This window comes from Brachybacterium sp. FME24 (assembly GCF_014897705.1).
Lineage (GTDB): Bacteria > Actinomycetota > Actinomycetes > Actinomycetales > Dermabacteraceae > Brachybacterium.
This window is the reverse complement of sequence record NZ_JABUXV010000017.1, coordinates 90,978-100,523: the sequence shown is the minus strand read 5'-3', so window position 1 is coordinate 100,523 and position 9,546 is coordinate 90,978. Positions and strand designations below refer to the sequence as shown.

The following is a 9,546-nucleotide window of genomic DNA, read 5'->3' as shown; positions in this document are numbered from 1 at the left end:
AACTGGACCGATTCCTCCGCGAAACCGGCCCCCACGACCCCACCCACGACGACCAACCAGACCCCACCCACGAGACCAGCACGAACACCGACCACGCGCACTACGAGGACGACCCACCGTTCTGAGACCGTCCGAGGATCCGGGCGCGCCCTCCGGGCTCCTCAACCCGTCAGCCGTGCGGCAGTCAGTCGGCAGTGCGGCCGAACATATGCGCTTCGGCGAGAGCCAGACGCTCCGGACGCCTCTCCAGGTCGAGCAGCAGTACCTCGTTGCGACCCTCGCGCACGAGCGGCGCGGGGACGTAGAGCGTCTGCTGCGGGCCGATGTTCCAGTAACGGCCCACGCAGAAGCCGTTGACGTAGGCGACGCCGTGTCCCGCAGCGGAGACGTCCAGGAACGTGTCGACCTGCTGGGGCGCCTCGAAGGAGGCGGTGACCAGAACCGGGAGTCCGTCATCGAGGGGCGCAGAAGCGCCTGTGGTCGCCTCAGCATCCGGCGCAGCACTCGTCTCGGGTCGCTCGCTCGCCGTGCTCGCCTCACCCGCCCTGCTCGCCTCGCCCTGCTCGCCGCCCTCGAGGCCTGGAGACGCCTCCGCCAGCTCGGCGAGCTCCGCGCCCATGTCCTCGAGCTGCCAGGCGTCGGCCTCCCAGTCGTTGAGGAAGCGGATGGCCTGCCAGACGCCGCCGAGGATGCCCTTGCGCTCCCCCAGATACGGGCCGAAGTTCACGCGGCCGAGGTTCTCGACCAGGATCTCGACGCGTACTGTGCGATGGCCACCGTCGGGCAGCAGGCGATCTGCGAGATGGCTGAGCTCGACCACTGCCGGGTCGATATCGCGCTGCTCGTCACCGACCACGCCGACCGCCCCTGCGTAGATCCCGTCGACGTAGACCCAGGCGCGGTCATGCAGGTCATAGAGCTTCAGCGGGGAGATCTCGGTGCGGCCCCCGCGGGTCACCGTGGCGATCTCGATATCTCTGCTCAGACGCATGAGCCCGCGCTCGAGGCCCACGTCCTCGAAGGACGGCGGCGTCGGATGCACCTCGGCCGAGCGGACGAAGCGCTCCGTGCCGCGCAGCGCGACGACCTTCTCGATCGGCACCTCCGCTGCCGGCAAGCGGGCCGGGATCGCCTCGAGGCCGAGTTGACGCAGGTGCTCCTCGAGCTCGGGCAGCTCGACGTGGCGGGCGATGACCTCCCGGAAAGCACGGAACTTCTCGCCGAGCGCGCCGTTCTCCGCGATCGGGGCGTCGTAGTCGTAGCTCGTGGTGGTGGGCTGCAGGGCGCCGTCATGATTGGCGCCGGCGCGCAGACCGAAGTTGGTACCGCCGTGGGCCATGTAGAAGTTGACGCTCATCCCATTGCCGAGCATGTCGGCGAGCTCGCCCGCGGCGTCGTCCCCGGTGCGGGCGTGGTGCTCCTCGCCCCAGTGGTCGAACCAGCCGTTCCAGAACTCCATGCACATCTGCGGCTGGGCGGGCAGCTCCTCCCGAGCCATCTCAAGGACCTGGAGAGCGCGGGAACCGAAGTTCACGGTGCCCAGTGCCCCGTCCACGGTGCCGCCGGTCAGCCACATGCGGGCCGGCCCGTCGGACGTCACGAGCAGTTCGTCGATTCCGCGCTCGCGCAGCCCGTCGCGCAGGTGTGCCAGATAGATCTTGTCGTCGCCGAAGCTGCCGTACTCGTTCTCGACCTGCACCATCACCACGGTGCCGCCGTGGCTCGCCTGGCGGGAGGCGATCACCGGGATGAGCTGGTCGAACCAGGCGTCGACGAGCTCGAGGTACGCAGCGTTTCGGTTGCGCAGGCGCAGGTTGCGGTCGGCCAGGATCCAGCCGGGGAAGCCGCCGTTCTCCCACTCGGCGCAGATGTAGGGGCCGGGGCGCACGATCGCCTCCAGGCCTTCCTCCGCAGCGATGTCGAGGAAGCGACCGAGATCCGCGAAACCCTCGAAGGCAGCAGCACCGGGCGTCGGCTGATGGACGTTCCAGGCCACGTAGGTCTCCACGGTGTTGCACCCCATCGCCACCAGCCGGCGCAGACGGTCGCGCCACTGCTCGGGGTGCACCCGGAAGTAGTGGAGCGAGCCGGAGATCACGAGGTGGGGCTCCCCCGCACGGAGGAATCCGTCGGCGGTGGGCTGCAGCAGGGCGGGCATGAGCGGTCGTCCTCTCGGTTAAACGTCTCACGCCATTCTGCCAGGGAGAACGGTCGACGGGGGCGCGTTCATACCCGAGCAGCGACGGCCCGTCGACCGGATTCGCAGCCGGCCGACGGGACTCGGCGGCTGTCGAAGGCGGCGGGCGAATCCTCCCCGCCGGCCGCCCTCGCCTCAGCTCTCCTGGAGGACCGCGGCGGAGCCCGCGTGGACCGTGACGGCGCCCTCCACGTCGGTGCCGGTGAGCATCTCTCGGCCACTGACCTGCACGACCTGGTCACGGTCGGAATGGTTCAGGACGAACAGGTAGGTGGTGCCGTCCTCGGCGAAGCGACGCACCGCCTCGACGTCACGGTGCAGGCCGGGCACCGCCGGCTCCACGCCGGCCGCGGCGACGATCTCCGTGAGCAGTGCTTCGAGCCCGTCGGCCGTGGGACGCGCGGCGACGTACCAGGCGGCGCCCTCCCCGGTGGGGTTCCGGGTCACGGCCGGCCAGCCGTGCAGCGGCCCGTCGGCCCAGGAGCGGACCGCATCCGCGCCCTCGAGGTGCGTCTTCTCGCTCCACAGGTCGGCGCGGGTGCCGTCATCGAGGTGGAGAGTCTCCCCCTCCAGCAGCGGATAGAACTCCTCGGTGCGCACGCCGAGCAGATCGCGGAACGCCCCCGGATACCCACCCAGGCGCACGTGGTCGTTCTCGTCGACGATCCCGGAGAAGAAGGTGATGACGACCTGGGCTCCTGCTCGGGCGGCCTCGGCGAGACGGTCGGCGTCCTGGTCGCGCACCGTGTAGAGAGTGGGGGCGAGCACCAGCTCGTACCCGGTCAGGTCCGTGCCCGTGGGCACCATGTCGACGCTGATGCCGAGGTCCCAGAAGGCGGTGTACCAGCGCAGCAGTTCCTCGTTGTAGCGCAGCGCCTGCGTGGGGTGGGAGTCCAGCTCGCTGGCCCACCAGGACGGATAGTCCACGACGATCGCCACCCGGCTCAGCACGCGGCTGCCGTGCACCGGAGCGAGAGCCTCGAGCGCCCGTCCCAGCGCGACGGTATTGCTCCACACGTCGCTGTCGCGGCCCGCGTGGGGCACCATCGCCGAATGGAACTTCTCAGCGCCGGCCTTCGACTGGCGCCACTGGAAGAACATGATCCCGTCGGCCCCGCGGGCCACGTGCGAGAGCGAGTTGCGCAGCATCTCCCCGCGCCCCTTGGCCCGATTGCGGGGCTGCCAGTTCACGGCGGAGGTGGAGTGCTCCATGAGGATCCACGGGTCGCCGCCGGCGACGCCTCGGGCGAGGTCGGCGGCCAGCGCCAGCTCGATCTGGCCGCGCTCCTCGGCGGCGATCAGGTAGTGGTCGTTGGCGATCAGGTCGAGATCCTCGGCCCAGGAGAAGTAGTCCATCCACTTGGTGGCGCTGGAGAGCATCAGGTTGGTGGTGGCCGGGATCTGCGGTGTGACCTCGCGCAGCACATCGCGCAGAGCGCGGTAGTGGGTCAGCAGTTCGTCGCTGGAGAAGCGGGCGAAGTCGAGCTGCTGGGTCGGATTGGCGTAGGTGGGTGCGGCTCGCGGCGGCAGGATCTCGTGGAAGCTGTCGTAGCGCTGGGACCAGAACGCCGTGCCCCACGCCGCGTTGAGCTCCTCGATCGTGCCGTAGCGGCGCTCGAGCCACCCGCGGAACGCGACGGCGGCGTGCTCGGAGTAGTCGTGCGGGACGTGGCAGCCCAGCTCGTTGTCGACGTGCCACAGCGCGAGCGCCGGATGGTCGCCGTAGCGCTCGGCCATCACCCGGGTCATGCGCAGCGCGTACTCGCGGAACAGGGGTGAGGTGACGGCATAGGCCTGGCGTCCGCCCTGGCCGAGCACGGTGCCGTCCTGCGTGAGCGGAAGGATCTCGGGGTGGTGGCGGGTGAGCCATGGCGGCGGGGACGCGGTAGCGGTCGCGAGGGCCACCTTGATGCCGGCTCCCGCCAGGTCGTCCATGACCTCGTCGAGCCAGGCGAAGTCGTACTCGCCCTCGCGGGGCTCGAGCGTGGCCCAGGCGAAGATCGCGACGCTGACCAGGGTCACGCCGGCCTCGCGCATCAGGTCGATGTCCTCGAGCCGTACCTCGCGGGGCCATTGCTCCGGGTTGTAGTCGCCGCCGTAGGCGATCCCGTCGACTCCGAGCGGCCAGGGGCGTGCAGCGGTCATGTCTCCTCCATCGCGAGAACTCTCCAGAAGCGCGTGCCACCAGGGTAGTCGGCGGGACGCCAGTGGGGTGGCGCGATCCGATCCGGGTGCTGTCCCGACTCAGGCAGCCTGCTCGGCGAAGATCTCCGTGAAGCGCCCGCCGCGTGCGAGCAGCTCGTCGTAGCGGCCGCGTTCGGTGACCCCCTCTGACGGATGCTCCAGATCCCCACCGCGAAGATGCCCATCGGACAAACCTTTCACAGGGGTCCGACGATCGCACCCGATTTCCCGGGACCCGCTGCCGGTCCACCGCCTCCGCCGCTCGCCGGGGGCACTGCTCGCTCCGAGGAACCGGCCGACGGGCAAGAACTGCCCGAAGAACCCTGCGGAGCGGTGCTGTCAGCGCGTCTGCGTCGGATCCCCGATCCATCCGAGCACCAGCGGCGCCCGCGTGGCCTTCTCATAGGCGACGAACAGGAACGGAGCATCCAGCACCAGCTCGTGCACATCCGCCGGCGCCGACACGGCCCCGGCGCCGAGCGCCGTGGCGGCGGCGGCCTCCATCCCCTCCTCATCGACCGTGATCACCGCCTTCTGCAGGACCGCGGAGACGGCCAGCTTCTCCTGGCTCGTGATGCCGGAGAAGTCGGCCGCGTCGGTGAAGGCGTCGGTCATGCCGAGCCCGTCGAGGATCTCCTTCAGCGACGCCTTCCACTCGATGTCGAAGCCCGGGAAGGTCAGCTCGGTGGTCCCGGAGGAGTCCTCGAGCCCGTCGAGCAGCGCGGCCAGCCCGGCGCCCGGATCCTCGGCGGAGCTCGACCAGGCGTCCAGGACGCTCGCGAGATCCGCGGCAGGCTGCACCACTGCGAGTGCGAGATCGTTCCCTTCGGTGTCCAGGGACGTGGCGCGACACAGGTCGTCCTCGTACCAGGTGGAGGTGGTGCCGATGAGCATCTCCGCACTCGTCTCCTCCCCCGCGGCCGTGGTGAAGGTTCCTCCCGCCGTGGACAGGGGCTGCGGCCAGGCGGCCTTGAGGTGCAGAGCGTTGACCAGCACCAGGCGGGTCGATTCGTCGAGCACCCCGTCGGGAATGAGGTCCTGGATGAGGTCGTTCGTGGCGTCGGCGACCCAGTCGTTGATCCGTCCTCGCCCTGCCTCCCGATCCCCGGCGTCGGTGAAGTCGACCTCGTAGACTCCGCTGCCGAAGTGGGTCGCCAGTCCCCCCAGGAACTCCTCCTCGACAGCCATGCCCTCCTGCAGCCAGGTGCCGTTGACCAGTGAGGCCACGGCAGGTTCTGCGGCGTCCTCCTCGTCTTCCTCGCGCGCCTCGTCGCCGATGGCGGCGAGCACGCTCGAGAGGGTGTTCGCGGTGGCCGCGAGCTCGTCGATGCTGCCGCCGAGCACCTCCTCCATCTGGGCGCGGGTGTCCCCCGCCGCACCCAGGCCGGCCATCGTCAGGGCGACCTGCGCCGACAGCGGCGAGCAGACGGTGTTCACCTCGGTCCGGTCGACGGCCCCGAGCAGCCGTGCGGTGAAGGGAACCGCCAGGGCGCCCGCCCCCTCGGCCGGGCCGGGATCGGCGCGCGGCACCTCGGCGGCGAGATCCGGCTCCCCGACCTCACCGGCTCCGTCCCCGTCGCTGCAGGCGACGAGGCCGAGGGAGGTCAGCGGGAGAGCCGCCCCCGCCACGAGTACGGCACGACGGGGGAATCCGGGGCGGGAGACGAGAGAGGTCATGGGTCCCATCGAAGAGGGCCGCCGTCGCCGATGCAAGCGCCCCGGGTTGCGGAACGACACCGTTCGCCCCACCCGGGCCCCTCGGACGCCCGTCTCGAACGCGACTGTGCGCCGTGCTTCCAGGATCGGAAGCACAGCGCACAGCGACGTCGCCTCGAGCGAGGGACGAGGTCGGAGGGAGACCGGGGCTGTCTCAGCCCTTGACGGAGCCCTCCGTCAGGCCGCCGCGCCAGAAGCGCTGCAGCACCAGGATGAGGATCGCCAGCGGGATCACCGACAGCAGGGCGCCGGTGGTGGTGAGCTGGTAGAACTCCGGCAGACGATCCGTCTGCGCCCGCCAGTTGTCCAGGCCCAGGGTGATCGGATACAGCTTCTCGTCGGCCAGCATGACCAGCGGGAGCATGTAGTTGTTCCAGATCGCGACGAACTGGAACAGCAGGATGGTCACGATCGCCGGGGTCAGCTGCGGCAGCGCGAGGCGATGGAACAGCCCCAGCTCTCCCACGCCGTCGATCCGGCCTGCCTCGAGCAGCTCGTCCGGCACCGCGGCACCGGCGTAGATCGAGGCCAGGAACAGGCCGAAGGGGCTCACCAGCGACGGGATCAGCACCGCCCAGTAGGTGTTCGTGATCCCGATCGAGGAGAACATGAAGAACAGCGGCAGGGCCACGGCGGTGCCGGGCACCAGCACGCCGCCCAGGACCAGCCCGTACACGAGCTTTCGACCCCGGAAGCGGTACTTGGCCAGGGCGTACCCGGCGGCGACCGAGAAGTAGGTGGCCAGCAGGGAGCCGACCCCGGAGTACAGCATGGAGTTCAGGCCCCAGCGGGGGAAGATCCCGCCGTTGGCGGACAGCACGGCCTTGATGTTCTCCCACAGCTGGAAGTTCTCACCGAACCAGAACCCGCTGGTGGCGAAGAGATCCTCGGTGGACTTGGTGGCGTTGATGACCACCCAGTACACCGGCACCAGGAAGTACAGCGCGACGATCGCGAGGATCGCGGTGACGAGGATCGTGGTGGTCGGCTTGCGACCCGCGTCCCGGTTCCCGGCGCGGCCATCTCCCTGGGCGGCCTTGGCGGCATTACCCAGGGGCTTGCTGCGCTCGGTGGTCGTGGTGGCGTTGTCGGTGGTGCTCATCCGCGCTTCTCCATCCAGTTCGAGACTCCCAGCGCGATGGCTGAGAGCAGGAAGGCGGCGACCGCGATGATCACGGACTGCGCCGCGGCCATGCCGATGTCGTTGTACTGGAACGCGAAGGCATAGGCGGACATGTTCGGGGTGTACTCCGAGGTGATGCCTGCGCTCATGGTCTGCAGCAGCCGCGGCTCGGCGAACAGCTGCAGGGTGCCGATGATCGAGAAGATCACCGTGAGCATCAGGGCCGGGCGGATCAGCGGCAGCTGGATCGACCTCGCGACGCGCAGCGAGCTGGCGCCGTCGAGCTTCGCCGCCTCGTACAGCTCACCGGGGATCGACTTCAGCTGCGCGATGATGATGAGCATGTTGTAGCCCGTGTAGGTCCAGGTCACGATGTTCGCGATGGACCACAGCACCATGTTCGGGCCGAGGAAGTCGATGTTGATCCCGACAGCTCCGAGGACGTCCACGATCGGGGACAGACCGGGGATGTAGAGGAACGACCACAGGATCGTGGCGATCACGCCGGGGATGCCGTAAGGCAGGAAGTAGGTGGCGCGGAAGAATCCGGGCCACTTCGCCGAGGCGCTCTCGAGCAGCAGAGCGAGGACCGTGGCGGCCACGATCATGACCGTCACCTGCACGATGCCGAACAGGATCATGCGGCCGATGGATGCGACGAAGTTCGCGTTGGTCAGGGCGGCGACGTAGTTGTCGAACCAGGCGAAGGAGTTGGTCAGCCCGCCCTCACCGAGCAGGCCGGAGCGGGTGACGGAGGTGAAGCTGTAGCCGATCGCCATGAAGATCGGCACGATCATCGTGCCGATGAAGACGACCAGGAAGGGTGCCAGCAGCACCCAGGGAGCTGTTCTGCTTCTCATCGCGCCTCCTCCGCATCCAGACCCATGTCCCGCATGATCTTCACGATCTCCTTCTGCGAGTTCGCGAACATGTCGACCAGCGGCACCTCGCCGCTGACCGCCTTGGTCATGCCGTCGCCGATGATCGCCTGGGCACGCTGCATCATCGGGGCCCAGGTCCAGTCGAGGTTCTGACCCTCGGCCATCGGGACGATGATCTCCTCGTTGTAGTTCTGTCCGGAGAAGAACTCGGAGGGCTGCTGGCGGATCTCGCCGATGTAGTCCTTGGCGGGCGACCAGCCGATGCCCGAGAACTCGATCATGGCGTCGATCCCTGCCGGGTCGGTGCACATCCAGGTGAGGAACTCGAGCGCCTCGACGGGATGCTTGCTGGTCGACAGCACCGCGGCCGACGAACCGCCGTGGCCGCCGGAGGCGTAGCCGTCGTCCCAGCGCGGCATGGGCGCCACGGCCCACTTGCCGGAGCCGCCGGGAACGGTCTCGTTCAGAGCGTCGGACCATGACCCGCTGATGGATGCCAGGACGGTGCCGTCGCCGGCCGCCGCGTACCAGGGCGTCGTGTAGGAGCCGTAGCCGGTGCCGATGATCTTGTCGGCCAGGATGCCGTCCCAGAACTCCGCCATCCGTATCGAGGCGTCGTCGGTCATGTCGATGATCCAGCCGTCGCCTTCCGGGCGGAACCAGACCGCACCGGACTGCATCGCCCAGGCGATCGGGTGGGAGCCGTCGGAGGGGTCGAGGCTGATGAGGTTCTTGCCGGCCTCGGAGACGGCGGCCGCGGTCTCGCGGAACTCGTCCCAGGTGGCAGGTGGCTTCAGCCCGAGCTCGTCCTCGAGCACCTCGCGGTTGTAGAAGGTGGCCACGGGGCCGGTGTCCTGGGGGACGGCCCAATAGGAGTCGCCGACCTTGACCTGGGCGAGCGCGCCCGGGTCATAGGCATCCGCCTGCTCGGCGAAGCCGTAGCGGGTGAGGTCCACGATGGCGCCGGCGAGGGCGAACTCCGGGACCTGCCGCAGTTCGACCTGCGCGATATCGGGACCGCCGCCCGCGGCGACCGCGGACAGGATCTTGGCGTAGCCGCCGGAGTTGCCGCCGGGGATCCAGGTCGTCTCGACCGTGATCCGGTCCTGGCTGGCGTTGAAGACGTCCGCAACCTTCTGCAGGTCCTTCAGCCAGGCCCAGTAGCTGACCGTGACGGGGCCGTCGGATGGGGGGATGGCGGCCTCGGCATTGACGTTGCCGGGGTTCGGTGGGGCGCAGGCGGCCAGGGCAGCGCCCATCCCGGCCGCTCCCGTGGCGGCGAGTGCCGCGCGCCGTGTATAGCTCTTCATGAGGGGTGGTCTCCTTTCCTCCTCATCGAGGGTGAACGTTCACGATATCTGGATAGGCGTCAGATCCGACGTCCGGTTCCGAGCCGTGACCTGCAGGTGTTTCACGTCACATCCGTCTTCTCCGGCAACTTCGTG

General features: G+C 69.0%; 7 protein-coding genes. All 7 read right to left on the bottom strand.

Translation table 11 applies throughout. From position 1 onward, the window contains the following. Positions 1-184: 184 nt before the first annotated feature. Entirely contained in the window at positions 185-2,158 is a 1,974-nt protein-coding gene (locus tag INT51_RS17575) for a beta-galactosidase family protein (RefSeq protein ID WP_193106634.1), read from the bottom strand. Between the two features lie 174 nt (positions 2,159-2,332). Next, positions 2,333-4,342, bottom strand: a complete 2,010-nt coding sequence (locus INT51_RS17570; protein WP_193106633.1) for a beta-galactosidase — start codon at positions 4,340-4,342, stop codon at positions 2,333-2,335. A gap of 99 nt (positions 4,343-4,441) precedes the next feature. Beyond that, entirely contained in the window at positions 4,442-4,582 is a 141-nt protein-coding gene (locus INT51_RS17565) for a hypothetical protein (protein ID WP_193106632.1), read from the bottom strand. Between the two features lie 138 nt (positions 4,583-4,720). Beyond that, positions 4,721-6,058, bottom strand: a complete 1,338-nt coding sequence (locus INT51_RS17560) for a serpin family protein (protein WP_193106631.1) — start codon at positions 6,056-6,058, stop codon at positions 4,721-4,723. 193 nt (positions 6,059-6,251) lie between these two features. Then, positions 6,252-7,199: a carbohydrate ABC transporter permease gene (locus INT51_RS17555; protein ID WP_193106630.1), complete on the bottom strand. Its 948-nt coding sequence runs from the start codon at positions 7,197-7,199 to the stop codon at positions 6,252-6,254. Beyond that, positions 7,196-8,080 (bottom strand): carbohydrate ABC transporter permease, encoded by an 885-nt coding sequence (locus INT51_RS17550; RefSeq protein WP_193106629.1) that lies wholly within the window; start codon positions 8,078-8,080, stop codon positions 7,196-7,198. Before INT51_RS17550 ends, INT51_RS17555 begins: the two co-directional genes overlap by 4 nt. Then, positions 8,077-9,411, bottom strand: coding sequence for an ABC transporter substrate-binding protein (locus INT51_RS17545; RefSeq protein ID WP_193106628.1), 1,335 nt, complete (start codon positions 9,409-9,411; stop codon positions 8,077-8,079). The genes INT51_RS17550 and INT51_RS17545 overlap by 4 nt, the downstream gene beginning before the upstream one ends. Between the last annotated feature and the right edge of the window lie 135 nt (positions 9,412-9,546).

Excerpts from the sequence above, each read along its gene's own strand:
- INT51_RS17575 (WP_193106634.1), bottom strand. The coding sequence starts at position 2,158 with ATGCCCGCCCTGCTGCAGCCCACCGCCGACGGATTCCTCCGTGCGGGG.
- INT51_RS17570 (WP_193106633.1), bottom strand. The coding sequence starts at position 4,342 with ATGACCGCTGCACGCCCCTGGCCGCTCGGAGTCGACGGGATCGCCTAC.
- INT51_RS17560 (WP_193106631.1), bottom strand. The coding sequence starts at position 6,058 with ATGACCTCTCTCGTCTCCCGCCCCGGATTCCCCCGTCGTGCCGTACTC.
- INT51_RS17555 (WP_193106630.1), bottom strand. The coding sequence starts at position 7,199 with ATGAGCACCACCGACAACGCCACCACGACCACCGAGCGCAGCAAGCCC.
- INT51_RS17550 (WP_193106629.1), bottom strand. The coding sequence starts at position 8,080 with ATGAGAAGCAGAACAGCTCCCTGGGTGCTGCTGGCACCCTTCCTGGTC.
- INT51_RS17545 (WP_193106628.1), bottom strand. The coding sequence starts at position 9,411 with ATGAAGAGCTATACACGGCGCGCGGCACTCGCCGCCACGGGAGCGGCC.